General features: G+C 64.2%; 25 protein-coding genes and 1 pseudogene. 20 read left to right on the forward strand and 6 right to left on the reverse strand.

The annotated features are described in order from the left end of the window. The first annotated feature begins 22 nt into the window (after positions 1-22). Positions 23-1042: a zinc-binding alcohol dehydrogenase family protein gene (locus P3C39_RS25600; protein WP_063173105.1), complete on the forward strand. Its 1020-nt coding sequence runs from the start codon at positions 23-25 to the stop codon at positions 1040-1042. A 288-nt stretch (positions 1043-1330) separates the two neighbouring features. Here P3C39_RS25600 and phnF read toward each other — a convergent pair whose 3' ends face one another. Beyond that, entirely contained in the window at positions 1331-2080 is a 750-nt protein-coding gene (phnF, locus tag P3C39_RS25605) for a phosphonate metabolism transcriptional regulator PhnF (RefSeq protein WP_275954590.1), read from the reverse strand. Positions 2081-2213: 133 nt separating this feature from the next. Here phnF and phnG point away from each other — a divergent pair, with 133 nt between their 5' ends. The 13 genes from phnG to phnE (P3C39_RS25670) all read left to right on the forward strand — a co-directional run bounded on the left by phnG (position 2214) and on the right by phnE (P3C39_RS25670) (position 12920). Further along, entirely contained in the window at positions 2214-2675 is a 462-nt protein-coding gene (phnG, locus tag P3C39_RS25610) for a phosphonate C-P lyase system protein PhnG (protein ID WP_063173107.1), read from the forward strand. Then, entirely contained in the window at positions 2675-3286 is a 612-nt protein-coding gene (gene phnH / locus P3C39_RS25615; RefSeq protein WP_063173108.1) for a phosphonate C-P lyase system protein PhnH, read from the forward strand. Before phnG ends, phnH begins: the two co-directional genes overlap by 1 nt. A 1-nt stretch (position 3287) precedes the next feature. After that, a complete protein-coding gene (locus P3C39_RS25620; protein WP_224620215.1) occupies positions 3288-4400 on the forward strand; it encodes a carbon-phosphorus lyase complex subunit PhnI in 1113 nt (370 codons plus the stop codon). Further along, a complete protein-coding gene (gene fosX / locus P3C39_RS25625; protein ID WP_013529521.1) occupies positions 4397-4816 on the forward strand; it encodes a FosX/FosE/FosI family fosfomycin resistance hydrolase in 420 nt (139 codons plus the stop codon). The genes P3C39_RS25620 and fosX overlap by 4 nt, the downstream gene beginning before the upstream one ends. Further along, positions 4813-5088: a hypothetical protein gene (locus P3C39_RS25630; RefSeq protein WP_063173110.1), complete on the forward strand. Its 276-nt coding sequence runs from the start codon at positions 4813-4815 to the stop codon at positions 5086-5088. The genes fosX and P3C39_RS25630 overlap by 4 nt, the downstream gene beginning before the upstream one ends. Positions 5089-5093: 5 nt before the next feature. After that, positions 5094-5993, forward strand: coding sequence for an alpha-D-ribose 1-methylphosphonate 5-phosphate C-P-lyase PhnJ (locus P3C39_RS25635; protein WP_224620213.1), 900 nt, complete (start codon positions 5094-5096; stop codon positions 5991-5993). Further along, positions 5990-6766: a phosphonate C-P lyase system protein PhnK gene (phnK, locus tag P3C39_RS25640; protein ID WP_224620212.1), complete on the forward strand. Its 777-nt coding sequence runs from the start codon at positions 5990-5992 to the stop codon at positions 6764-6766. Before P3C39_RS25635 ends, phnK begins: the two co-directional genes overlap by 4 nt. 208 nt (positions 6767-6974) lie before the next feature. Then, complete coding sequence (phnL, locus tag P3C39_RS25645) at positions 6975-7682, forward strand: phosphonate C-P lyase system protein PhnL (protein WP_224620211.1); 708 nt, start codon at positions 6975-6977, stop codon at positions 7680-7682. Continuing rightward, complete coding sequence (locus tag P3C39_RS25650) at positions 7679-8293, forward strand: DapH/DapD/GlmU-related protein (RefSeq protein ID WP_275954535.1); 615 nt, start codon at positions 7679-7681, stop codon at positions 8291-8293. Before phnL ends, P3C39_RS25650 begins: the two co-directional genes overlap by 4 nt. A 384-nt stretch (positions 8294-8677) precedes the next feature. After that, a complete protein-coding gene (phnC, locus tag P3C39_RS25655; RefSeq protein ID WP_275954536.1) occupies positions 8678-9535 on the forward strand; it encodes a phosphonate ABC transporter ATP-binding protein in 858 nt (285 codons plus the stop codon). 92 nt (positions 9536-9627) lie between these two features. Beyond that, the gene (phnD, locus tag P3C39_RS25660; protein WP_063169040.1) at positions 9628-10536 is read left to right on the forward strand and encodes a phosphonate ABC transporter substrate-binding protein; all 909 of its coding nucleotides are present in this window, start codon (positions 9628-9630) and stop codon (positions 10534-10536) included. 57 nt (positions 10537-10593) lie between these two features. Further along, entirely contained in the window at positions 10594-11550 is a 957-nt protein-coding gene (phnE, locus tag P3C39_RS25665; protein ID WP_024504428.1) for a phosphonate ABC transporter, permease protein PhnE, read from the forward strand. Positions 11551-11552: 2 nt separating this feature from the next. Continuing rightward, positions 11553-12920, forward strand: a complete 1368-nt coding sequence (phnE, locus tag P3C39_RS25670; protein WP_275954537.1) for a phosphonate ABC transporter, permease protein PhnE — start codon at positions 11553-11555, stop codon at positions 12918-12920. A gap of 268 nt (positions 12921-13188) precedes the next feature. On the opposite strand, the gene P3C39_RS25675 is transcribed toward phnE (P3C39_RS25670), so the two are convergent. The 3 genes from P3C39_RS25675 to P3C39_RS25685 all read right to left on the reverse strand — a co-directional run bounded on the left by P3C39_RS25675 (position 13189) and on the right by P3C39_RS25685 (position 16654). Beyond that, on the reverse strand, positions 13189-14040 hold the full coding sequence (locus P3C39_RS25675; protein WP_275954538.1) for a sugar phosphate isomerase/epimerase: 852 nt from the start codon (positions 14038-14040) through the stop codon (positions 13189-13191). A gap of 224 nt (positions 14041-14264) precedes the next feature. Further along, positions 14265-15452: a Gfo/Idh/MocA family oxidoreductase gene (locus P3C39_RS25680; RefSeq protein WP_013529510.1), complete on the reverse strand. Its 1188-nt coding sequence runs from the start codon at positions 15450-15452 to the stop codon at positions 14265-14267. A gap of 146 nt (positions 15453-15598) precedes the next feature. Continuing rightward, positions 15599-16654, reverse strand: coding sequence for a sugar phosphate isomerase/epimerase (locus tag P3C39_RS25685; RefSeq protein ID WP_013529509.1), 1056 nt, complete (start codon positions 16652-16654; stop codon positions 15599-15601). A 400-nt stretch (positions 16655-17054) separates the two neighbouring features. Between P3C39_RS25685 and P3C39_RS25690 the strand changes: the two genes are divergently transcribed. Genes P3C39_RS25690 through P3C39_RS25710 form a run of 5 tightly spaced genes read left to right on the forward strand, consistent with a single transcriptional unit; the run spans position 17055 to position 21299 of the window. Continuing rightward, entirely contained in the window at positions 17055-17942 is an 888-nt protein-coding gene (locus P3C39_RS25690) for a sugar phosphate isomerase/epimerase (protein ID WP_013529508.1), read from the forward strand. A gap of 59 nt (positions 17943-18001) precedes the next feature. Next, positions 18002-19171, forward strand: a complete 1170-nt coding sequence (locus P3C39_RS25695) for a mandelate racemase/muconate lactonizing enzyme family protein (protein WP_023812460.1) — start codon at positions 18002-18004, stop codon at positions 19169-19171. A gap of 2 nt (positions 19172-19173) precedes the next feature. Then, on the forward strand, positions 19174-19890 hold the full coding sequence (locus P3C39_RS25700) for a FadR/GntR family transcriptional regulator (protein ID WP_013529506.1): 717 nt from the start codon (positions 19174-19176) through the stop codon (positions 19888-19890). A 5-nt stretch (positions 19891-19895) separates the two neighbouring features. Next, positions 19896-20876, forward strand: a complete 981-nt coding sequence (locus P3C39_RS25705; protein WP_275954539.1) for a hydroxyacid dehydrogenase — start codon at positions 19896-19898, stop codon at positions 20874-20876. Positions 20877-20918: 42 nt separating this feature from the next. Continuing rightward, positions 20919-21299: a hypothetical protein gene (locus P3C39_RS25710; protein ID WP_013529504.1), complete on the forward strand. Its 381-nt coding sequence runs from the start codon at positions 20919-20921 to the stop codon at positions 21297-21299. 18 nt (positions 21300-21317) lie between these two features. On the opposite strand, the gene P3C39_RS25715 is transcribed toward P3C39_RS25710, so the two are convergent. After that, positions 21318-22613, reverse strand: coding sequence for an amidase (locus tag P3C39_RS25715; RefSeq protein ID WP_224620201.1), 1296 nt, complete (start codon positions 22611-22613; stop codon positions 21318-21320). A gap of 119 nt (positions 22614-22732) precedes the next feature. Here P3C39_RS25715 and P3C39_RS25720 point away from each other — a divergent pair, with 119 nt between their 5' ends. Continuing rightward, positions 22733-23080: a GFA family protein gene (locus P3C39_RS25720; protein ID WP_275954540.1), complete on the forward strand. Its 348-nt coding sequence runs from the start codon at positions 22733-22735 to the stop codon at positions 23078-23080. A 96-nt stretch (positions 23081-23176) separates the two neighbouring features. Here P3C39_RS25720 and P3C39_RS25725 read toward each other — a convergent pair. After that, positions 23177-23968: pseudogene (locus tag P3C39_RS25725) on the reverse strand (MFS transporter); the annotation flags it as partial. Positions 23969-24037: the final 69 nt, after the last annotated feature.

Below are 24037 nucleotides of genomic sequence, written 5' to 3' on the forward strand. Positions count from 1 at the left end.
GATTTCATGACTGGATTAGCGCATGAAAGCCGTCCTCTGCCGTTCGCCCGGCGATCTTGTCCTTGAAGACCGGCCCGCACCCGAGGCACCGCCTCCCGGCTGGGCGCTGGTGGCGGTCAGCCATGTCGGCATCTGCGGCACCGACTACCACATTTTCGAGGGCAAGCACCCGTTCCTCGCCTATCCCCGCATCATGGGTCATGAGGTCTCGGGTACCGTGATGGAGACCGGCGAAGGCGTCGAACTGGCCATTGGTGAGCCCGTCGTCGTCAACCCCTATCTTTCCTGCGGCAAGTGCATCGCCTGCCGGCACGGCAAGCCCAATTGCTGTGTCAGGATCGAGGTGCTTGGCGTGCATCGCGACGGCGCCATGTGCGAACGCATCCTGGTGCCGGCGCAAAATCTCTATCCGGCCAACGGCCTGTCGCTGGCCGACGCCGCCGCCGTCGAGTTCCTGGCCATCGGCGCGCATGCCGTGTGGCGCGCCCGCGCCGACCCCGGCGCCCGCACGCTGGTCATCGGCGCCGGCCCGATCGGGCTCGGCACCGCCATCTTCGCCCGCATCGCCGGGCTCGACGTGACGCTGCTCGACATGAGCAGTGAAAGGCTCGCCTTCGCTGCAAACGAGCTTGGTTTCCAGACGCTAGACGGCTCGCGCGGCGCGGTGCCCGATCTGGTCAGGGAAGCGACATCAGGCGAAGGCTTCGATGTCGTCTTCGACGCCACCGGCAACACCCAGTCGGTGCAGTCGGCCTTCGCCCATGTCGCGCATGGCGGAACGCTGGTGCTGGTCTCCGTCGTCAAGGACGATATCAGCTTTTCCGACCCGGAATTCCACAAGCGAGAGATGACGCTGATCGGCAGCCGCAACGCGCTGCGCGCCGACTTCGATCATGTCGCCGCCTCGATCCGCAACGGGGCCGTACCACTGGCCAAGCTCGTCACACACCGCACCACACTCGCCGCCACGCCGCGCGATCTGGCTCGTTGGGCGCATGAGAAATCCGGCCTGATCAAGGCTGTGATCGAGGTGGGGTTATAACATGGCAGGCGGCGAACCCGGCCCGAATTGACGACGCCCGAGCCAGGTCGACCCCCACTCCGTCTCGGCTTCGCCGAGCCACCTCTCCCCCGATCGACGGGGTAGAGGAAGGGTGCGAGTTCGCCGACCTTGGCGTCCTTCCTCTCCCTCCGGAGGGGGGACAGGTGGCTCGGCGAAGCCGAGACGGAGTGGGGGAAGCCGGTCCTCAAACGCCAAGCCGCTGACAAATGAGCGCGACCGAGTTCAGCGTGAGTCAGATAATCACGGTGTCGTAGAAGCCCGGCACTCCTACAGCGCCGACAGTTTCAGCTCCACCCGCTCGGCCGGGAAGCGCGACTCCGAAAACTGGATCGGCTGGCCGTCCGGCGTGATGTTGACGGCGACCGTGACCAGTACGATGGCGCCGGGCTGCAGGTCGAGGTCGGCAAGGTCCGCCGCATCGGCATGGCGCGCCGACAGCACGGTCGATTGCCTGAGATAGTCGTCGATGCCGAAGCGCGCCAGCGAGGCGGTGATCGACCCTGTTTGCGCCATCGCGGCATCGATGCCGGCAAAGCGCCGGGCTTCGAACCAGCCAGCAGCGCGCGACACCGGCCGTCCATCGGCTTCGCCGCGCGTTTCCAGGCGGATCACATCGGCTCCCTTGGCAAGACCCAGTCCCTCGGCGACGCGCTGGCTGGCCGGCTCGACCGACGAGGCGAGCAAGGCGATGTGCCGTTCCGTCGTCTGCGCTTGCAGCCCTGTCGAAAACCGTGTGCGCGCCCCGATCGGATAGGACAGCCGCTTGCGCGACAGCACGAAGGTGCCGCGCCCCTGCTCGGCCCGCAGCACGCCTTCCCTTACGAGGGCTGATATGGCGCTGCGCACCGTGTGGCGGTTGACGCCATAGCGCTCTGCCAGCGCCACCTCCGGCGGCAGCGCTGCATTCTCCGTGAAATCGCCGATGGCGATCGCATGCAGCATCTTGTCGGCAATCTGCCGCCACAGCGAAACGCCACTGCGCCGCTCGATGCTGTCCGCTGCTAGCCGCCCGACCATCATTGCCCCAACCTTCCAGCGCCCAGTCTTCTATCGCTGTCATCCACCCGTCATGGACACCCGTTAGATAATAGGTATAATTTGTATAGTTGTCTATATCAATAGACAAATTTAGCCACGAGGACTACAGCTCATGCGAGGACAGGAAGCCCGCGACCAGGCCGAGCGCAAGGCCGCCATGGCAACCCTTGCGCAATCCAGCGGCGATGACATCGTGCGGCTCTGGAATGAGGCCGGACTGCCTTCGGACGCCGAGCTGTTGCGCGGCCCCGAAACCGGCCTTGTCACCCTGCGCGGCCGCATCGGCGGCGGCGGCGCGCCCTTCAATGTCGGCGAGGCGACCGTCACCCGCGCCACGGTCCGGCTGCCGTCCGGACAGGTCGGCCATTGCTATGCGCTTGGCCGCGACAAGCAGAAGGCGAAGCTGGCGGCTATCGCCGACGCCCTATGGCAGGACCCTGCCCGCCGCAATGAGGTCGAGACCGGACTGATAGCGCCTCTGCGGTCGGCTCTGACCATGGCGCACGAAAAACGCCGCGCCGAGACGGCGGCAACGAAGGTCGATTTCTTCACAATGGTTCGCGGAGAAGACTGATGGACGCAGCTGTGCAATCGATCGAGGGCGGGTTCGCCGATCCGGTCTTCAACGCCCAGACCGTGTTCCGCGCCGTGATGGACGCAATGGCTCGGCCGGGCAGCGTGCAACCGCTGCCGGCCTTCGCCCGCCCGCCGGTGCCGCTCTCGGCTACCGCCGGCGCCATCGCACTGGCGCTGTGCGACAATGACACGCCGCTCTGGCTCGACCCGGCTTTGCAGGCCTCCACCGCGATCAGATCGTGGCTTGGGTTCCATACCGGCGCGCCATTGGCCAACACACCGGCCGATGCGCATTTCGCCTTGATCGCAGCACCTGCCGAGATGATGGCGCTCGATGGCTTTTCGCAGGGCACGCAGGATTATCCCGACCGCTCGACCACGCTGATCCTGCAGGTCAGCGATCTGGTCTCCGGCACGCCGCTATTGCTCGAAGGTCCTGGCATCGAAACCAGCGCCACGATCGCGCCGGCGCAGATGCCACGCCATTTCGTCGAGCAGTGGAAGCAGAATATCAAGCGCTTTCCGCGCGGCGTCGACATCATCCTCGCCACATCAGGCGGCATCGCCTGCCTACCGCGCACGACGCGCATCAAGACGATGGAGGCGTAAGATGTATGTCGCGGTAAAAGGTGGCGAAGCGGCAATCGCCAACGCCCACAGCCTGCTGGCCGACCGCCGGCGTGGCGACCGTTCGGTGCCCGCCCTTCGTCTCGACCAGATCGTCGAGCAGCTGGCGCTCGGCGTCGACCGGGTGATGAGCGAAGGCTCGCTCTATGATCGTGAACTGGCCGCGCTCGCCATCGTCCAGGCGCGCGGCGACATGATCGAGGCGATCTTCCTGGTGCGCGCCTACCGCACCACGCTGCCGCGCTTCGGCTACTCCAGGCCCATCGACACCGCCAACATGCTGGTCGAGCGGCGCGTCTCGGCGACCTACAAGGATCTGCCCGGCGGCCAGTTGCTCGGACCGACCTTCGACTACACCCACCGGCTGCTCGATCCCGAGCTTGCCGCAGGCGCCGATGTCGCCGAGCCCTTGCTGCGCGACACGGAAGCGCAAGCCATGCCGCGCGTCTCGGCGATCCTCGCCCGCGAAGGCTTGATCGAACCGGATGGCGACATGCCGCAGGACCATGTCCCCGGCGACATCACCCGCGAGCCGCTCGAATTCCCGATGGCGCGCGACATCCGCCTGCAGGCGCTGTCACGCGGCGATGAAGGGTTCCTGCTGGCGCTCGGCTATTCCACCCAGCGCGGCTATGCCCGCAATCACCCCTTCGTCGGCGAGATCCGCATCGGCGAAGTCGAGCTGGAGCTCGACGTGCCCGAACTGCCCTTCTCGGTGCCGCTCGGCACTGTCCGCGTCACCGAATGCCAGATGGTCAACCAGTTCAAAGGCTCGGCCAAGGCGCCGCCGCAATTCACCCGCGGCTACGGCCTCGTCTTCGGCCAGAGCGAGCGCAAGGCGATGGCCATGGCACTCTGCGACCGGGCGCTGCGCGCGAAAGAGCTCGGCGAGGATGTCGTCGCCGCGGCCCAGGACGAGGAGTTCGTCATCTCGCATTCCGACAATGTCCAGGCGACCGGCTTCGTCGAACATCTGAAGCTGCCGCACTATGTCGACTTCCAGGCAGAACTCGATCTCGTACGCCGCATGCGCACCGAATATGACGCGCGCGAAAACCCCGTGAAGGTCGAAGAGAAGCGGGAGGCTGCGGAATGATCGAGGGCCTTTCCCACATGACCTTCATCGTCCGCGATCTCGAGCGGATGACCGAAATCCTCGAGGGCGTATTCGACGCACGCGAAGTCTATGCCAGCGACGCCAGGCAGTTCTCGCTGTCGCCCGAAAAATTCTTCCTGATCGGTGACATCTGGGTCGCCATCATGGAGGGCGAACCCTTGCCAGAGCGCAGCTACAACCACATCGCCTTCAAGATCGATGACGCCGATTTCGACCGCTATGCCGAGCGCATCGGCAGGCTCGGCCTCGACATGCGCCCGCCGCGCCCGCGCGTCGAGGGTGAAGGCCGCTCGATCTATTTCTACGACGAAGACAACCACATGTTCGAACTGCACACCGGCACGCTCAATGAGCGGCTGGCGCGCTATGCCAGGGGATCGGAGGCTGCGGAATGAATTTAGTGCCCGACGCCACCATGGCCGCCACCATCGTGGGAATGACCGCCATAGCCGTCATACCCGGAGTAATCACCATTCCCGACGCCCAGGGACTCACCTTGAGAGCCTTCTTTGGGGCCGGGCAGAATCATGCGCCGAAGGAAGAAGAGAACGACGCCGGCGAACACCACCAACAGAATTCCGAGATGCATCCATCCGGTCGAGTTCATCTGAATTCGCCCCTGTATCCGCGTCCTGGACGCCAATTCGATAACACAATGTGGATGTGATCGCCATGACCGACATCGCCACCTACAACTTCGCCTATCTCGACGAGCAGACCAAAAGGATGATCCGCCGGGCGATCCTCAAGGGCATCGCCATTCCCGGCTACCAGGTGCCGTTCGCTTCGCGCGAAATGCCGATGCCCTACGGCTGGGGCACCGGCGGCGTCCAGGTCACCGCTTCCATCATCGGCCCGGACGATGTGCTGAAGGTCATCGACCAGGGCGCCGACGACACCACCAATGCGGTGTCGATCCGCGCCTTCTTCAAGAAGGTCGCCAATGTCGCGGTGACGACCGACACTGCCAGCGCCACCATCATCCAGACCCGTCACCGCATTCCCGAGCATCCGCTGACGGCGGGCCAGGTGCTGGTCTACCAGGTGCCGATCCCCGAGCCGCTGCGCTTCCTCGAACCGCGCGAGACCGAAACGCGCAAAATGCACGCGCTGGAGGAATATGGCCTCATGCACGTCAAGCTCTACGAGGACATCGCCAAGCACGGCCGCATCGCCACCACCTATGCCTATCCGGTCAAGGTCGAGGGCCGCTATGTGATGGACCCCTCGCCGACGCCGAAATTCGACAATCCCAAGATGCACCGCTCGCCGGCCCTGCAGCTGTTTGGCGCCGGCCGCGAAAAGCGAATCTACGCGGTGCCGCCTTTCACCGAAGTGGTCAGCCTCGACTTCGAGGATCATCCGTTCGAGGTCCAGACCTTCGACCAGCCCTGCGCGCTGTGCGCGGCCGAGAACGTCTATCTCGACGAAGTCATCCTCGACGACCATGGCGGTCACATGTTCGTCTGCTCCGACACGGACCATTGCGAGAAGCGGCGGGCGGACGGCCATCGCGGCCACCTTGCTCCAGAAAGCCATCTTGCCTCGGGAACAAGGGAGCCGGCGCAATGACCGACGAACCGCTGCTGCGTGTCGCAGCACTTTCTAAATTCTACGGCTCGCGCGTCGGCTGCGACAACGTCTCCTTCGACCTGTGGCCGGGCGAAGTCCTGGCTGTGGTCGGCGAGTCCGGCTCCGGCAAGACGACATTGCTCAACTGCCTGTCGACGCGGCTGCTGCCCTCCTCCGGCAGCGCCAGCTACCGCATGCGTGACGCCCAGTTCCGCGAGCTCTACCGCATGAGTGAGGCCGAGCGCCGCTTCCTGATGCGCACCGACTGGGGGTTTGTCCACCAGAACCCGGCCGACGGCCTGCGCATGACGGTGTCGGCCGGCGCCAATGTCGGCGAGCGGCTGATGGCGGTCGGCGACCGCCACTACGGCAGGATCCGCGCCACCGCCGTCGACTGGCTATCGCGCGTCGAGATCGACGAGGACCGCATCGACGACGAGCCCCGCGCCTTTTCCGGCGGCATGCGCCAGCGCCTGCAGATTGCCCGCAACCTCGTCACCGGCCCGCGTCTGGTGTTCATGGACGAGCCAACCGGCGGCCTCGACGTCTCGGTCCAGGCGCGCCTGCTCGACCTGCTGCGCGGTCTGGTCACCGATCTTGGTCTGGCGGCCATCGTCGTCACCCATGACCTTGCCGTGGCGCGGCTTTTGTCGCAGCGCATGATGGTGATGAAGGACGGCCGCGTCGTCGAAAGCGGTCTCACCGACCGCGTGCTCGACGACCCGCGCGCGCCTTACACGCAATTGCTTGTTTCCTCGATTCTGCAGGTTTGACGATGGCGCCAAGGCACCCCCCTCTGGCCTGCCGGCCATCTCCCCCTCAAGGGGGGAGATTGGCTATCGTCCTCGGTTTCGCCACTCTCCAACGTTGCAGAACAAGCGCAACGAGAAAGCTGCCGATCTCCCCCCTTGAGGGGGAGATGCCTGGCAAGGCAGAGGGAGGCGTTGGCCCGCAAACGAACGACAATTGGAGGCCCTTCTGATGGCAACCCCCCTCGTTGTCTCCGACGTCGCCAAGAGTTTCACCATGCACCTGCGCGACGGCATCAAACTGCCTGTTGTCGCCGGTGTCTCGTTCTCGATGAGGGCTGGCGAATGCACCGTGCTCGGCGGTCCTTCCGGTGCCGGCAAGAGCTCGATCCTGAAGATGCTCTACGGCAACTACGCCGTCGACGAAGGCCAGATCATCGTCACGCATGATGATGGGCTGATCGACCTCGCCACCGCCAGCCCGCGCACCGTGCTGGCCATACGCCGGCAAACGATCGGCTATGTCAGCCAGTTCCTGCGCACCGTGCCGCGCGTCTCGGCGCTCGACGTCGTCGCCGAACCGCTGGTTGAGCGCGGCGAGGATCGCGAGATTGCCCGCGGCAAGGCGCGCGCCTTGCTGGCGCAGCTCAACCTGCCGGAGAAACTCTGGGCCTTGCCGCCTGCGACCTTCTCCGGCGGCGAGCAGCAGCGCGTCAACATCGCGCGCGGCTTCATCACCGAGCATCCGATCCTGTTGCTCGACGAGCCGACAGCCTCGCTCGATGCCAGGAACCGCGATGTCGTGATCGAACTCATCGCCGCCAAGAAGGCTGCAGGTGTCGCCCTGCTCGGCATCTTCCATGACCACGATGTGCGCGAGGCGGTTGCCGACCGCATCATCGACGTCACCGCTTTCGCGCCCGGAAAAATCGCCGCATGACCAGGAAATTATCCGAGACGCCGTTGATCCATCCGACGGCGGAGGTGCAGAACTCGACGCTCGGCCGTTGGACCGAGATCGCCGACCGCAGCCGGGTCTCGGAAAGCGAACTCGGCGACTATTCCTACATGATGCAGGACTGCGCCGTCTGGTGCGCGACGATCGGCAAGTTCGCCAACATCGCGGCCAGCGTGCGCATCAACGCCACCAACCACCCGACCTGGCGGCCGACGCTGCATCACTTCACCTATCGCGCCTCGGACTACTGGGACGATGCCGAGCACGAGAGCGAATTCTTCGCCCAGCGCCGCGCCAAGCGGGTCGCCATCGGCCACGACACCTGGCTCGGTCACGGCTCGACCATCCTGCCCGGCGTCACCATCGGCGATGGCGCCGCGGTCGGCGCCGGCGCTGTCGTCTCGAAAGATGTCGCGCCCTATACGATCGTCGCCGGCGTGCCGGCAAAGCCGATCCGCGAGCGCTTCGATCGCCGCACGGCCGAACGCTACCAGGCGCTGGCCTGGTGGGACTGGGACCATGCAAGGCTGCGCGCTTGCCTTGAGGACTTCCGTGAGCTGTCCGCAGAGGCATTTCTGGAGAAGCATGGTTGACGCGAATGGTGCTTTCATCGAACTAATAATCACCCAACCCAGAGCCATGGAGCATATGTGACCTTATTGTCGTAATACCTCTTTTCATTGGACTGGGGTTGGTCGCGTTGGGAATTTTGGTGATTAAGCTTGCAGCTAAGCGTTGGAGGCAATCCCACGTTGGCTCTTCAATAACGTTGATGATATTAGGCTGTGTTTTGTTCACGGCGGCGATAGCTCCACTCTATATGCTGTGGGTCCTTGCGCAACTTACAGGTAAGCCAGGCTGACAAGCTAAGGCCTGTGGAGCGTAACAAAACTGACATCATCGCGACACGGCAGGTTCATGTGGCTGCGTTAGGCGAGAGCCTGACGATCAATGGTCCCGGACTGGAACCTGCCCCCATGCCAGCAAATTCCGCCACGCTCGAAATCCGCGGTGTCACCCGACGATTTGGCAAGAACACTGCCGTCAGCGACATCAACATCGCGATCCCGCAGGGTCAGATGGTTGGCATTATCGGCCGTTCGGGCGCCGGCAAATCAACCCTCCTTCGCATGATCAACCGTCTCATCGATCCCAGCCAGGGGTCGATTTTTTTTGACGGCGCCGAGGTCTCGAAGCTGAGCGGCTCGCCGCTGCGGCGCTGGCAGCGCGACTGCGCCATGATCTTCCAGCAGTTCAACCTGGTGCCGCGCCTCGACGTGCTGACCAATGTGCTGCTCGGCAAGCTGAACCACCGCTCGACCATCACCAACCTGTTCGGCATGTTCTCGCGCGCCGAATGCGCCGAGGCGATCGCGGCACTCGAGCGGCTCGACATCGCCCGCACCGCGCTGCAGCCCGCCGGCACCTTGTCGGGCGGCCAGCAGCAGCGTGTCGCCATCGCTCGTGCCATGATGCAGCAGCCCAGAGTGATCCTCGCCGACGAGCCGATCGCCTCGCTGGACCCGCTCAACGCCAAGGTGGTGATGGATTCGCTGCAGGACATCAATCTGCGCGAAGGCATCACCGTCGTCACCAATCTGCACACGCTGGACACCGCCCGCACCTACTGCAACCGCATCATCGGCATGGCTGCCGGCAAGGTCGTCTTCGACGGCCCGCCGGAAGAGCTCAACCGCGAGGCGGTGCGCCTCGTCTACGGCGCCGACAGCAATGGCCAGGAAATCTCCGAGGCCATCACCTCGACCAGCGTTGCCTTCAGCCGAAAGATCGCCGCATCCACCGGACCGCTCGAGCCCGCATTCCCGGGATATTGAGAGCGGTTGGGATCGCCAGCCCACGTCAAGGGCACCTGTCAAAATCGATAACGCTGCCGGCGCGGGGCCGGAACCTACAGGAGAAATATCCAATGTTCAGGAAGATGGTCTTTGGCGCCGTTTCGGTGCTCGCCATGGCGACCAGCATGGCCCATGCCGCCGACATGAAGGAATTTCGCGTCGGCATTCTCGGCGGCGAAAACGAAACCGACCGGCTGCGCAACTACCAGTGCCTCGCCGACCATCTGAAGGCCGAATTCGGCTTCGAAAAGGTCTCGCTGTTCCCCGCCGCCGACTATGACGGCGTCATCCAGGGCCTGCTCGGCGGCACGCTCGACTTCGCCGAACTCGGCGCTTCCGGCTACGCCAGCGTCGCTCTCAAGGACCCGAAGGCGGTCACCCCGATCCTCACCACCCAGCAGACCGACGGCGCCACAGGCTATTATTCGATCGGCCTGGCGCTGAAATCCTCCGGCATCACCGACATCAAGTCGGCCAAGGGCAAGAAGCTCGGCTACGCCGATCCGGATTCTACCTCCGGCTACCTGATCCCGCTGACCCAGATCCCGAAGGATACCGGCGCTTCGAACGAAACCTTCTTCGCCTCGACCCAGTTCAACGGCGGTCACGAGAACAACGTCCTGGCCGTGCGTGACGGCAAGGTCGACGTGGCGGTGGACGATTCTTCCGGCATCGGCGACTTCAAGGACGGCTACACCTCCGGCACCTTCCACAAGGAAGTCGCCAAGGGCGCCGTCGACCCCAACGACTTCGTCGAAGTCTGGCGCTCGGGTCTGATCCCGAACGGCCCGCTGGTCGTGCGCACCGCGCTCGGCGACGAAATGACCGCCAAGCTCGCCGACTTCTTCACGCAGTTGCCGAAGAAGGACAAGGCTTGCTTCGAAGGCGTCGAGGGCGGCGACTTTACCGGCTACGTCCCGGTTAAGGCGGACTTCTACAACGTCATCGTCGAAGCCCGTAAGGCAGCCATCGGCGGCTAACGGCGAAACCAGGAAGGGCGGCGTCGAGAAAACGCCGCCCTTCTTGCATGTCCGATCATGACCCTTTCCGTGACAGCCCCTTCCGGCGCCACTCACCAGATGGCCGACGCCTGGCGTCGCCAGACGTCCTTGCGCCGGCTCTACACCGCCATCGGTGTCGGCCTGCTCATCACCGCGCTCGGCAGCACCATGTGGTTCGCCGACGAGGCCAATGCCGGGCATTTCTTCGACCGGTTGCCGCATTTGCTGGATTTCCTGAGCTGGCTCGTCCCCAAGGATTGGAACGATGTCTGGCGGGCGATGTTCGACATCGCTTCTCCGCATGACACCGGCACCCAGGAATTCAATTTTCCGCTTGGCCGCTCCTATGTCTGGGGCAGCTTCTACATCCCCGAATATTTCGAGCTGATGCTGACAACGCTCAACGTGGCGCTGGTCTCGACCTTCATCGGCTTCGTCTTCGCCGTGCCGTTCTCCTTCATCGCGGCGCGCAATTTGACGCCGCATCCGGTGCTGCGGCTGATCGTCAAGCGCCTCATGGAACTGCTGCGCGCCTTTCCCGAGATCGTCATCGCCGGCCTGTTCGCCGCCATCGTCTCGATCGGCCCGATCGCTGCCATCATCGCCATCGGCCTGCATTCGATCGGCGCGCTGGGCAAGCTGTTCTACGAGATCAACGAGAACATCGACATGCGCGCCGAGGAAGGCCTGAGGGCCGTCGGCGCCAACTGGTTCGAGCGGGTTCGCTTCGCCGGCCTGCCGCAGGTGCTGCCCAACTTCATGTCCTACACGCTGCTGCGTGTTGAGATAAATGTCCGCATTTCCACCATCATGGGCGCGGTCGGCGGCGGCGGTATCGGCGAGGAGTTGAAGCTGTCGATCTCGCGCGGCTTCGGCGCCAAGACGATAGCCCTCGTGCTGCTCCTGTTCACGACGATCTTCATCGTCGACCAGTTCTCCGCCTGGCTGCGCCGCAAGCTGGTCGGCGAGCAGGCTTTCGTGATGAGCGCTTGACCATGGCCACCATGACCGCCGATCAGATCCAGTCGATCGAAGAGCGCTTCCCGCAGGTGTTCCAGCGGCCGTTCCACAAGCGCTTCGGGCCGCTGATGCTGCTTGGCGGCATCTTTCTCTACCTGCTGTACGCCTTGTGGTTCTTCAACCTGCCGCAGGTCATGCGAGAATCGCACTGGGAGCGCCTGCCGCTGTTCCTGACCCAGTGGATCAGCTACGACGTGCAGCCGATCTTCCGCCTCGATGAACCGCAGATCACTGCCAAATATCCACGCTTCTCGGTGCTCGGCCCGAACCCGGATCCGGACTGGGTCAAGACCAATGCCGATGGTTCGGTGACGATCCTGATCGACGGCACCGCCAAGTCGATCACCTTCACCAAGACGCAAGCGACGATAATTGCCAACGGTGAGACTGTCGCGGTCGCGCTCGGCACCGGCAAGCCGCTGATTTCGGGACCGGCTCCCGGCTGGATCACCGCGCATGAGGATGAGGTGGTCGCCGACATGGGCTTTGCCGGCGAGGCCCGCGTCGCCGTTGACCGCGTCAGGATACGCAAGCGGTTTCTAGGCTGGGCAAACTTCATCTTCGACACGCGTTCGCCTTTCTTCGGCAAGTCGGCAAGCGAAGTCGCTTCGCTGATCGTCTCCGGGCCGGAACTGAAACCGGGCACGTCAAATCTGGCGCTGGCCGGCGACAACATCTGGAACAACGCCCAGTGGCAGCATGGCGATGTCTGGACCAAGCTCCTGCAGACCATCGTCATGGCCTTTCTCGGCACCATGCTGGGCGGCATCGTCGCCTTCCCGCTGGCCTTCTTCGCCGCCCGCAACATCACGCCCAGCCGGCTGGTCAACCAGGTGCTCAAGCGCTTCTTCGATTTCATGCGCTCCATCGACATGCTGATCTGGGCGCTGTTCTTCACCCGCGCCTTCGGGCCGGGACCGCTGGCTGGCAGTGCGGCGATCTTCTTCACAGAGGTCGGCACGCTCGGCAAAACCTATTCCGAGGCGCTGGAGAACATCGACGACAAGCCGCGCGAGGGGATTACCTCGACCGGAGCCAACGGCCTCCTGGTGCAGCGCTACGGCGTGCTGCCGGAAGTGGTGCCGGTGTTCATCAGCCAGACGCTCTACCAGTGGGAATCCAACACCCGCGGCGCCACCATCATCGGCGCTGTCGGCGCCGGCGGCATCGGCCTGAAGCTGTGGGAAGCGATGCGCACCAACTCCAACTGGGCCAACGTCTTCTACATGGTGCTGCTGATCCTGGCCGTCGTCTTCATCTTCGACAACATCTCCAACTTCCTGCGCCGCCGGCTGAGCCGGACCATCCACGACTACAACAGGATCCAGGCTGAGCAGGGGTAGGCTTGTGATGCAGACGCGCAAGTCGTCTCGACCGGCGCCAAAGGATCGACCCCCACTCCGTCGAGCTTCGCTCGACACCTCTCCCCCGATCGACGGGGTAGCGCCAGGCTGTCCGAGCCGACGCCTGTCCTCTTAGGCCGAGTGTCCCCCAGGCCGAGGCTTCCTTCCTCTCCCTCCGGAGGGGGAAAAGTGGCTCGGCGAAGCCGAGACGGAGTGGGGGAACCACCTGGCAACCGCCGCGAACGCAAATAGAAAATGGGCCAGGGCGCTAAGCCGCCTTCTTCCACCCGCTCTTGATATGCCTATACCCCTCCCGATAGACCGCTTCCGGCGTCTCTGAGAAATCCCGCCACACCTTGGTCGCCGCCGCCAAATCCTTGAGTGAGCGGCCGAACGCCTCGATCGTCAGCCAATCGTCATAGCCGCTCTTGCGGATGGCGGAAAACGTTTCGGTCCACGGAATGTTGCCGCGCCCCGGCACGCCGCGATCATTCTCCGAAATATGGATATGCACGACATTCCTGCGGTGTTTCGTGTAGGCGCCGATCGGGTCGGCCTCCTCGATATTGGCGTGGAAGGTGTCGTACATCGCCTTGATGTGCGGCCGGTCGATGGCGTCGATATGCTCCGACAGGTCCGCCATCGTGTTGACGAGATAGCATTCGAAGCGGTTCAGCGCCTCGAGCCCGATGGTGACATTCCTCTTGCCGGCATGGTCGCCGATGGCGCGCTGCGAGCCGACGGAGCGCTTCTTCTCCGCGGCCGTCGGCCCAGAGCCGGAAAAGGACCCGAGCGTCGAATGCAGAGGGCCGCTCAGCGTGTTGGCCCCAAGCGCCTGCGCGCAGTCGATCGCCCGTTTCATGTAGTCGACACCGGCCTTGCGCGTTGCCGCGTCGGCCGAGATCAAATTCATCGCCGGATCGCCCATGGCCGAAACCGCAGTCCGCTCCAGCCCGATGCGGTCGAGCAGATCGCCGAGCTTTCTATAATCGTCCGGCGTGCCGGCGAAGATCGGTATCTCGACGCCATCGAAACCGGTCGCCTTGATGTCGCGCAGCAGCGGCTCGTGTTTCTTCGACACCGCCGTCGTCCACAAGAACATGCACATGCCGATTTTCATCGAAGCCCCCTCCCTTTGACGGCGCACTGGCTGTTCCGCCGCTTCGCGCCATGCCCCCTCATCCGGCCGCTTCGCGGCCACCTTCTCTCCGCTGGGGAGAAGAGACTTGGCGTCGCGCCATCTCCTCCTCCTCTCCCCTCGGAGAGAGGTTGGATTGCCCCGAATTGCCCTTCGCAATTCGGCTGGCAATCCGGGTGAGGGGGTCTTCGTTACCCGCCGCGCCACTAAAGCTTCGTCCACGCCCCGTTTTTCTTCGACGACTTCACGCAAGCCTCGATGAAGGCCATGCCCTCGACGCCGTCCTGTATGGTCGGGAAGACGACATCCTTTGCCGGCTTGCCGCCCTTGCGGCGTGCCGCCCGGATGGCGCGTGCGGCCTCCTGGTAGATGTTGGCGAAACCTTCGAGATAGCCTTCCGGATGGCCCGACGGGACGCGGCTGACACGGCCCGCCACCGGCAGCGCGCCGGCGCCGTTGCGGGTGATCAATTGCTTTGGCTGGCCGAACGGCGTGTACCAGAGATAGTTCGGGTCGGCCTGCACCCATTCCAGCCCACCCTTCGAGCCATAGATGCGCAGCTTCAGCCCGTTCTCATGGCCGGGCGCCACCTGGCTTGCCCAGATCATGCCCTTGGCCGGGTGCGTCTTGCCGGTAGGCTTGAAGCGCAGCATGACGTTGACGTTATCATCCAGTAGCCGTCCCGGCACGAAGGCGTCGAGATCGGCCGACAGGGAGTCCAGTTCCAGCCCCGAGACGAAGCGGGCGAGGTTGTAGGCATGCGTGCCGATATCGCCCAGCGCACCGCCGGCGCCTGCCTGCTTGGGGTCGGAGCGCCACGCCGCCTGCTTCTGGCCTGTCGCCGCCAAATCCTCGGTCAGCCAGTCCTGGGGATATTCGGACTGCACGATGCGGATGTCGCCGAGCACGCCCTTGGCGACCATTTCGCGTGCTTGCCGCACCATCGGATAGGCGGTGTAGTTGTGCGTCAGCACGAACACCTTGCCGGTCTTCTCGACTATCGCCGCGAGCTTTTTCGCTTCGGCCAGCGTCGTCGCCAGCGGCTTGTCGCAGATGACGTGGATGCCGGCCTCGAGGAAAGCTTTTGCCGCTGGCACATGCACATTGTTGGGCGTGACGATGGCCACCGCCTCGATGCCGTCGGGGCGCTTCGCCTCGGCCTTGGCCATCTCGGCATAGGATGCGTAGCTGCGTGAGGGGTCGAGCCCCAGTTCGGCCGCCGAGGCCTTGGCACGGGCCGGGTCGGCTGACAAAGCGCCGGCAACCAGCACGAACTCGTTGTCCAGCCGCGCCGCGATCCGATGCACCGCGCCGATGAAGGCGCCTTGCCCGCCGCCGACCATGCCGTAGCGGATCGGGCCGCCTCCCGTTTCCGACTTCGATGCGCCGACCATATCTTGCTCCTCGCTGTTGCTTGCCCCCCTTGAGGGGAGTTCGATCCGCGCAGCGGATCGGGTGGGGTCGTTGAGGCAGAGCGCGGTGTGAACCGACCCACCCGGCCTTTGGGCCACCCTCCCCGCGAAGGGGAGGGAAAATCGAGCTAGATTCCCATCATGGCGCGCAGCAACTTCTTGTCGGTGGTGCCAGCGGCGAAGTCGTCGAATGCCTTTTCCGTCACCCGGATGATGTGGTGCTCGATGAAAGGCGCGCCTTCGGCCGCACCATCCTCCGGATGCTTCAGGCAGCACTCCCACTCCAGCACCGCCCAGGAATCATAATTGTACTGCGTCAGCTTGGAGAAGATGCCGCCGAAATCCACCTGTCCATCGCCCAGCGAACGGAAGCGCCCGGCGCGGTTGGTCCAGCTCTGATAGCCGGAATAGACGCCTTGCCGGCCGGTCGGGTTGAACTCGGCGTCCTTGACGTGGAACGCCTTGATGCGCTCGTGATAGATGTCGATGAATTCGAGATAGTCGAGCTGCTGCAGCAGGAAATGCGACGGATCGTAATTGATGTTGCAGCGCTTGTGGCCGCCGACCGCGTCGAGGAACATCTCGAAAGTGGCGCCGTCGAAAACGTCTTCAGACGGGTGAATTTCATAGCCGACATCGACGCCGTTGTCCTCGTACACGTCGAGAATCGGCTTCCAGCGTTTGCCGAGCTCGCCAAACGCTTCCTCAATGAGTCCAGCCGGCCGCTGCGGGAACGGATAGAGGTAAGGGAAAGCCAGCGAGCCGGTAAACGACACTGAAGCATTCAGGCCTAGATTACGCGATGCTTTGGCGCCGAACTTCATCTGCTCGACAGCCCACTTCTGCCGGGCTGCGGGATTGTTGTGCACCGATGGCGGCGCAAAGCCATCCATCTGCGCGTCATAGGCAGGATGCACCGCCACCAATTGCCCCTGCAGATGCGTCGACAATTCCGTGATCTCGACGCCGGCGTCGGCGCAAATGCCTTTCACCTCGTCGCAATAGGCCTTGGAAGAGGCTGCCTTCTTGAGATCGAACAGCCGCGCGTCCCAGGTCGGGATCTGCACGCCCTTGTAGCCGAGACCGGCCGCCCATTTGGTGATCGACGCCAGTGAGTTGAACGGCGCGGCGTCGCCCGCGAACTGCGCCAGAAACAGCCCCGGGCCCTTCATTGTCGTCGGCATCGGCATCCTCCCTCATTTCTCTCGCGACCGAGCATAGCGCCGATTGGAAACAGGGCCAGCCACTTTGGTCTTTTCTCAACGGGCGCTTGCACGCACCACCATTCTGGTATTACCAAATGTGAAATTTTGGTCAAGCCTTGCAATGCGCCATCATGACCCCAAAACCACCCGGCGCAGGCATGTATATCTCAATATAATCAAGGAAATACTCCACAGCGAAAGTTGCATCCCGGCGCTTCTTGCCGATCCGGATAATTTGCTGTAGACCTCGCTTCAGGCCCAATTGGTCGAACCAGTTTGCGAGAAAAGGCTGGGAACGCCTTGGGGAGGAACCTTTGTGTCGCCTTTTGGCGATGCATGTCGCAGGCGAACCATAGAGACGAGTTGGGAAGGACAGACCATGCATCTTTCGACGCACAACTGGATGCGCGCGGAACCCCTGGAAACGACGCTCAAGCGCATCAAGAAATTCGGCTATGAGTCGATCGAGATTTCCGGCGAACCCGAGCAGTACAAGACCAGGGAGACCCGGGCGCTGCTGAAGGAGCATGGCATTCGTTGCTGGGGCGCGGTGACCCTGATGCTGGGCGAGCGCAACCTCGCAGCCAGGAACCAGGGCCAGCGCGAGCGTTCCGTTCAGTATGTCAAGGACGTGCTGACCATGGTCAGCGAACTCGATGGCGAGATCATCACGCTGGTTCCGGCGACCGTCGGCAAGGTCGTGCCTGACGGCACCGAGGAAGAGGAATGGAAGTGGGTCGTCGACGCCACCCGCGAATGCTTCACCCACGCCAAGAAGGTCGGCGTCAAGATCGCTGTTGAACCGCTCAACCGCTTCGAGACCTATCTGTTCAATCGCGGCGCCCAGGCGCTGGCTTTGGCCGACGCGGTCAGCCCCGAATGCGGTGTCTGCCTCGACGCCTACCACCTCCATATGGAAGAATTTAACGTCTATGACGCGATCCGGCAGGCCGGAAAGCGCCTGTTCGACTTCCATGTCGCCGACAACAACCGCTTCGCCGCCGGTCTCGGCCAGATCGACTGGCCGAAGATCGTCGCCACCTTGCGCGAGATCGGCTACGACGGCGCGCTGACCAACGAGTTCGTCGCGCCCGTCGACCGGACGCCGGCGGCCCCCTATCCCGACATGGTCGAGCGCAATCCGGTCGATATCTCGCCCGAACAGCTGAAGTTCATCCAGGACCACGGCTCCAGCGTGCTCACCGAGAAATTCTACACCGACCAGATGCGCATCAACGCCGAAACGTTGCTGCCGCTGATCAAGTAGTCGACTGCCTCAGGGAAATTCGCCCTTCCGCCCTGACCGGCGCAGGGCTGGGGAAGAATATGCGTATCAAGTCCGTCCAAGCCTGGTGGATCCGCGTTCCGATCGAAGCCGCTCGGCAGCACCGCAGCGACTTCGGTCAGGTGACGACCTTCGACGCCGCCATCCTGCGCATCGAGACCGATGACGGGCTGGTCGGCTGGGGCGAAGGCAAGAACGCCGCCGGCAGTGCCGGCAGCTACGGCGCGCTCGTCCATATGCTGAACCATGAGGTCGGGCCGCAGCTGGTTGGCCGCGATCCGGCCGACATCGGCGTCATCTGGGAGATGCTCTACAATGGCGTGCGCCACGACAGCGCCGCACGCGGCGGCCACGCCATGCCGCAGCTGGCGCGGCGCGGCATGAGCATCGCGGCGATCAGCGCCGTCGACATCGCCCTGTGGGACATTCTTGGCAAATCGCTTGGCGTTCCTGTCTGGCGGCTGCTCGGCGGCCGCAAGCTCGATCGCATGCCGGCTTACGCGTCCGGCGGCTGGGCGGCCGCCGACGCCATCGGCGAGCAGTTGAAGTCCTATATCGCCAAGGGCGGTTTCAAGGCACTGAAGATGAGGGTTGGCGCCATGGACGGCGCGGCGCACATTTCCGCCACCCGCGTGCGCGCCGCACGGCAGGCGCTCGGCCCCGATGTCGAACTGATGGTCGACGCGCACGGCACCTACACGGTGGCTGAAGCCAAGCGCTTCATCCACCTTGTCAACGATTTGGACCTCGCCTGGTTCGAGGAACCTATCATCGCCGACGATAAGCCGGGCATGGCCGAAGTGCGGGCAAGTGGCGCCGTTCCGATCGCCACCGGCGAAAGCGAGGCGACCCGCTACGCCTTCCGCGACCTCGCCGTGCTCAAAGCCGCCGACATCTTCCAGCCCGATCCCGCCTTCTGCGGCGGCATCAGCGAAGCGATGAAGATCGGCACCATCGCCAGCGCCTTCAATCTGCGCTTTGCACCGCATTTGTGGGCCGGCGCGCCCTGTTTTTTCGCAGGCTTGCATGTCTGCGCCGCCTCGCCGTCGAGTTTCACCGTCGAATATTCGCTCGGCGCCAACCCGATGATCCATGATCTGGTCGAAGAGACTGTCGAAGCCAGGGACGGTATGATAGCGATCCCGGAAAAACCGGGTCTGGGATTCACCATTTCGGAGCGGTTCCTGGAGGCGCACGCGCAACGCGGTTGACGATGAAAGAAAAGAACCTTCTCGCGGAACTCGCTGCCTACCTGTTCTCCCATTCGGACAAGGAGAGCGGCCGAACGCCATCGGAGCGCGAACTGGCGGAGCATTTCGCCGTCAGCCGCGGTCAGATCCGCGAGGCGCTGGCCATCCTGGAGGCCATGCGCATCGTTGAGCGCCGGGCCAAGTCCGGCATCTACATCGACACCAAGCAGGCCAGTGTGGAGGCCATGGCGCTCTTTGCCCGCGCGGGCCTGCCGCTCGACCCGATCCAGATCTACGAGACGGTTGAACTGCGCAAGATCCACGAGATCAAGGCGGCCGAACTTGCCTGTTCGCGTGCCACAGAGGAGAATTTCGAGCGGCTGCGCGAAATCCTGAAGGCTTCGGAAGAGCGCATCGCCGCCGGCGAAGGGCTTGCCAGGGAAGACCGCGAATTCCACCTCGAAATCGTGCGCGCCACCAAGAACAGCGTCTTCCACAATGTCTGCAGCGTCTACTACATGATGGGCGAGCAGCGCCTGCCGATCTATTTCAACGACCCCGAGCGCAACGTGCGCTCGCATGCCGAGCATATCCAGATCTATGAGGCGCTGCTGCGCCGCGACGGCAATCTCGCACAGGCGCTGATGAGCGCCCATCTGCAGGGCGCTGAGAGCTACTGGAAGGGCCTGATCGAGGGCCATGGCGAGGAGCCGCAAAGCCCGGCGCTCGAAAAAGCCTGACCGACATGGCTCGTATCCTCACGACGCACCCTCTGCATCCGCGCGCCTCGGCTATGCTCTCCGGCGCCGGAGAGCTCGTCGTCGCCTCCGCCATCGATCCAGTCACGCTGATCGCCGAGGCCAGGAATGCCGACATCGTCATCGTGCGCGCGCCGCTGCCCCCACAGCTTTTCGACGGCGCAAAGCTGCTGCGGGCGGCAATCCGTCATGGCGCCGGGCTCGACATGATCCCGATGGAAGCAGCGACGGCCGCCGGCGTGCTGGTGGCGAATGTGCCGGCGGTCAATGCCCGATCGGTGGCCGAACACGTCATGTTCGTGGCCCTCGCCTTGCTGCGCAACTTCCGCGTCGTCGACCGCGACCTGCGCGCCAAAGGCTGGCTTGCCGGCCGCGAGCACGCCAACGCCAACAGCGAGCTTGCCGGCAAGACGATCGGCATCGTCGGCCTCGGCGCCGTCGGCCAGGCGGTCGGCCATATCGCCGCGCACGGCTTCGACCTGAAGGTGTTGGCAACGACGCGCAGCATGCAGCCAGCGCCGGACAAGGTCGGCTTCCTGTCGATCGACGCTCTCGTCGAGCAGAGCGACATCATCGTTCTGTGCTGCCCGCTGACGCCGGAAACGCGCGGCCTGATCAACCGTGAGCGGATCGCCCGCATGAAGCCGCAGGCGCTGCTGATCAACGTGTCGCGCGGACCGGTCGTCGACGACGACGCGCTGATCGAGGCCTTGCAGAAACGGCGCATCGGCGGCGCCGCGCTTGACGTGTTTGCGACGCAGCCGCTGCCGTCGAACCATCCCTATTTCGGCTTCGACAATGTTATCGTCACGCCGCACATGGCGGGGATCACCGAGGAATCGATGATGCGCATGGGCGTCGGCGCGGCGGGCGAAGCCCTGCTGGTGCTGGCGGGCAAGCTGCCGGTCAATCTGCGCAATCCAGAAGTGGTCGATCACTATCGGCGGCGGTTTCCGGCGCGCCTGTAACACATCGCGGTTTCGCCCCAATTCTCCGCGACGTTGAGAGCCATGTCCGGTCTAGCCTTCCTCTTTGTCGCTGCCTGTTCGCTCTGTGCCATGCCGGCATTCGCGGCCGAGAGCAGTTATGTCTATTGCGACAACGGGCTGCGCTGCTTCAAGGCGCCCTGCCCGTCCAACAGCGCACTCGACCTTGCCACCGGGGCGATCATCAAGGGCGTGTCGATCGACCCCAGCGGATTGCCGCAGGCCGACAAGGCGATAACCGATCTTTCCGACGCGCTTCATGCTGGCAAGATCGTCGTCAAGGGCTCGATCGAGCACCGCACCCAGACGATCGCCGGCAAGGAGTACAATCTGCCCTGGCTGGTCGCGACCCGTATCGTACGGACCGCCAAGGACAGCGAACGCAAGCACTGTTCGTCGCGCTGATGGGCGGTTCAGCCCTGCTCACGCGCCAAGCAGCTGCTCCACCTCTGCTGCTATGCGCAGCAGGCGTTGGTCATGGCCGTTGCGCGCCACCAGCATCAAGCCGGCGGGCAGCTGAGTGCCCGGCATCGGCAGCGAGATCGCGCAGAGATCGAACTGGTTGGCGACCTGCGTGTTGCGCAGCAGCAGGCCTTCGGTGCGGTCACGCAACTCAGGGTGGTCAGCCATCGAGACGATGGTCGGCGCCGTCACCGGTGTGGTCGGCAAGGCCAGCACATCGACCGAGGACAGCCGCTCGTCCATGGCGGCGCCGAGCGCTGTACGACGGCGCATTGCCCGGATGTAGACAGGCGTCGGCAGCATGGCTGCCCGCGACAAAGGTCCGCTGACATGCGGGTCGACCGGCACCGATGCCCCTGTCGCCAGCCAGTCGGCATGCACTTCGGCCCCCTCCATCGCGGCGATCGAACCACGCTTGGTGGCCGCGCGCAAATCGGCAAGCAGATCGTCGATCGACAGTTCCGCGATCCGCGCGCCCGTCTGCTCGATCTTGCCAAGGCAGCGGTCGAACGCGGTCGCCACCTCGTCTTCCGTCTCTTCGAAAAGGACGCCACGCGGAATGCCTATGCGAAGCCCTGCCAGGGCAATCGGCGTCAGCGCGGTCGGCACCTCACCGGCCATCACGGCGTCGGCGGCGGCACACTGGGCGACGGTTCGGGCAAGCGGACCGATCGAGTCCAGCGTGGCCGACAGTGGGAACGCGCCGGCGAGCGGCACACGTCGCGCCGTCGGCTTGAAGCCGACGACACCGTTGAGTGAAGCCGGAATGCGTATCGAACCGCCGGTGTCGGAACCGATCGATATTTCGCTCGTGCGCTCGCCGACGGAAACGCCGGCGCCTGAGGAAGAACCACCCGGAATGCGATTGGTGTCCACGGCATTGCCAGGCGTGCCGAAATGCTGGTTGTCGCCGATCGCGGTGAAGGCGAATTCGGTCATGTTGGTCTTGCCGGTGATAACCGCGCCGGCCTGCCGCAGCCGGCTGACGATCGCGGCATCGCGCAGCGGAGGTGCTGCGGTCTTGAGCATCAGCGAGCCGGCCGTGGTTGGCTCGCCGGCGACATCGAACAAATCCTTGATCGAGACGATGGTGCCGTCGAGCGGCCCGAGCGTCACGCCGGCTTGGCTGCGCGCATCGCTGGCATCGGCCGCGGCCCTCGCGGCTTCGGCATAGAGCTTCGTGAACACACGCTCTTCGCCGGCACGGGCGGCGAGGCGCGCAAGGATGATTTCCAGATGATCACGGACGGATTGCATTTTCGGTGTCGGACTCCGGACGCCTTGAACGTCTTAAGGGATAGCGGCCAGTGCCTGGCTTGCCGAGACTTAACCCGGCGCAGACGGTTTTGCACCCTGTCGAATGCGAGGAAAATCCGATGCTCTACAAAGGCAGTTGCCACTGCGGCAAGGTCGCCTTCGAATTCAAGGCCGAACTGACCGGCGCCATCAGGTGCAATTGCTCGATCTGCTCGCGCAAGGGCGCCCTGTTGTGTGCCATCCCGCACGAGACCTTGCGGGTCCTGGCCTGGGGCGACGATTTGGGCACCTACACATTCGGCAATCATGCCATCGCGCACCGGTTCTGCCGGGCCTGCGGCATCCATCCCTTTGCGGAGGATGTCCGCGAGGACCGTGAACGCAGCGCCTACATCAACGTCAACTGCGTGGCCGATCTCGACCCCTCGACACTGTCGGTCTTCGATTTCGATGGGCGGTCGGCCTGAGTTCGTTCGTCGCTGCCGTCACAACGGCGTCGACCGAAAACCGTGATGGTTCTCGGGCCGACGCGCAGGTGTCAGGGAAGCCTGATTGCGGCGAGGCTACTCGGCCTGCTTCGGGCCGCGCAGGAACACCACGCTGGCCGCCAGCAATGTCGCCGCGCCGCAATGGGCGAAGGCACTGGCGACGCCGGTGTGGTCGACCAGCAGGCCGCCGAAGACGGCGCCGAGCGCGATCGCCACCTGGAACGTCGCCACCATCAGTCCGCCGGCGCTTTCTGCCTGGTCGGGTGCTGCCCGCACCAGCCAGCTCTGCAGCCCGACCGGAACCGCGCCGAAAGCAAAGCCCCAGACCGCAACGGCGGCAGCGGCGATCGTCGGCGAAGCTCCGAAAACCAGCATCGAGGCGGCGGCCGGTGCGATCAGCAAGGGCGCCAGCCCAACGGCTGCCTTGAGGCTGCGCTCGGCCAGGATGCCGCCGGCGACATTGCCGAAGAAGCCGCCAATGCCATAGGCCAGCAGCACCAGCGAGATCGTCTCGATGTCGAGCACGGGGACCTTCTCGAGGAAGGGACGGACATAGGTGAAGCCGGCAAAGTGTCCCGAAGCGACCAGCAGCACGACCAGCAGCGCCACCCTGATCGACGGACGCTTCAGCACGTCGAGCAAGGTGCGGAAGCTTGCCACACCCACGGGGGGCAATTTCGGAATGGTGGCCAGCTGCACCAGCAGCGCCAGGGCGGCGACCACGGTCGCAATCATGAAGGCCGTGCGCCAGCCCCAGATGTCACCGACATAGGCGCCGACCGGCGCCGCACAGACGGTCGCCAGCGAAACGCCGGTCAGGATGATCGACATGGCGCGCGGCATCAATCGCATCGGCACCAGCCGCAGCGTGGCCGTGGATTGCCGGGTCTGGATGAATTGCCAAGCCTTCCGGACGCAATGCCATTGCCGGGCCAC

It is taken from the genome of Mesorhizobium sp. XAP4 (genome assembly GCF_029269325.1).
Lineage (GTDB): Bacteria > Pseudomonadota > Alphaproteobacteria > Rhizobiales > Rhizobiaceae > Mesorhizobium > Mesorhizobium ciceri.

Coding starts and splice junctions, on each gene's coding strand:
- fosX (WP_013529521.1), top strand. CDS start 4,397: ATGATCGAGGGCCTTTCCCACATGACCTTCATCGTCCGCGATCTCGAG.
- P3C39_RS25690 (WP_013529508.1), top strand. CDS start 17,055: ATGCATCTTTCGACGCACAACTGGATGCGCGCGGAACCCCTGGAAACG.
- P3C39_RS25650 (WP_275954535.1), top strand. CDS start 7,679: ATGACCAGGAAATTATCCGAGACGCCGTTGATCCATCCGACGGCGGAG.
- phnK (WP_224620212.1), top strand. CDS start 5,990: ATGACCGACGAACCGCTGCTGCGTGTCGCAGCACTTTCTAAATTCTAC.
- phnC (WP_275954536.1), top strand. CDS start 8,678: ATGCCAGCAAATTCCGCCACGCTCGAAATCCGCGGTGTCACCCGACGA.
- P3C39_RS25685 (WP_013529509.1), bottom strand. CDS start 16,654: ATGCCGACGACAATGAAGGGCCCGGGGCTGTTTCTGGCGCAGTTCGCG.
- phnF (WP_275954590.1), bottom strand. CDS start 2,080: ATGGTCGGGCGGCTAGCAGCGGACAGCATCGAGCGGCGCAGTGGCGTT.
- phnD (WP_063169040.1), top strand. CDS start 9,628: ATGTTCAGGAAGATGGTCTTTGGCGCCGTTTCGGTGCTCGCCATGGCG.
- P3C39_RS25635 (WP_224620213.1), top strand. CDS start 5,094: ATGACCGACATCGCCACCTACAACTTCGCCTATCTCGACGAGCAGACC.
- phnG (WP_063173107.1), top strand. CDS start 2,214: ATGCGAGGACAGGAAGCCCGCGACCAGGCCGAGCGCAAGGCCGCCATG.
- phnE (WP_275954537.1), top strand. CDS start 11,553: ATGGCCACCATGACCGCCGATCAGATCCAGTCGATCGAAGAGCGCTTC.
- phnE (WP_024504428.1), top strand. CDS start 10,594: ATGACCCTTTCCGTGACAGCCCCTTCCGGCGCCACTCACCAGATGGCC.
- P3C39_RS25720 (WP_275954540.1), top strand. CDS start 22,733: ATGCTCTACAAAGGCAGTTGCCACTGCGGCAAGGTCGCCTTCGAATTC.
- P3C39_RS25700 (WP_013529506.1), top strand. CDS start 19,174: ATGAAAGAAAAGAACCTTCTCGCGGAACTCGCTGCCTACCTGTTCTCC.
- P3C39_RS25630 (WP_063173110.1), top strand. CDS start 4,813: ATGAATTTAGTGCCCGACGCCACCATGGCCGCCACCATCGTGGGAATG.
- P3C39_RS25715 (WP_224620201.1), bottom strand. CDS start 22,613: ATGCAATCCGTCCGTGATCATCTGGAAATCATCCTTGCGCGCCTCGCC.
- P3C39_RS25675 (WP_275954538.1), bottom strand. CDS start 14,040: ATGAAAATCGGCATGTGCATGTTCTTGTGGACGACGGCGGTGTCGAAG.
- P3C39_RS25705 (WP_275954539.1), top strand. CDS start 19,896: ATGGCTCGTATCCTCACGACGCACCCTCTGCATCCGCGCGCCTCGGCT.
- phnH (WP_063173108.1), top strand. CDS start 2,675: ATGGACGCAGCTGTGCAATCGATCGAGGGCGGGTTCGCCGATCCGGTC.
- P3C39_RS25710 (WP_013529504.1), top strand. CDS start 20,919: ATGTCCGGTCTAGCCTTCCTCTTTGTCGCTGCCTGTTCGCTCTGTGCC.
- P3C39_RS25695 (WP_023812460.1), top strand. CDS start 18,002: ATGCGTATCAAGTCCGTCCAAGCCTGGTGGATCCGCGTTCCGATCGAA.
- P3C39_RS25620 (WP_224620215.1), top strand. CDS start 3,288: ATGTATGTCGCGGTAAAAGGTGGCGAAGCGGCAATCGCCAACGCCCAC.
- P3C39_RS25680 (WP_013529510.1), bottom strand. CDS start 15,452: ATGGTCGGCGCATCGAAGTCGGAAACGGGAGGCGGCCCGATCCGCTAC.
- phnL (WP_224620211.1), top strand. CDS start 6,975: ATGGCAACCCCCCTCGTTGTCTCCGACGTCGCCAAGAGTTTCACCATG.
- P3C39_RS25600 (WP_063173105.1), top strand. CDS start 23: ATGAAAGCCGTCCTCTGCCGTTCGCCCGGCGATCTTGTCCTTGAAGAC.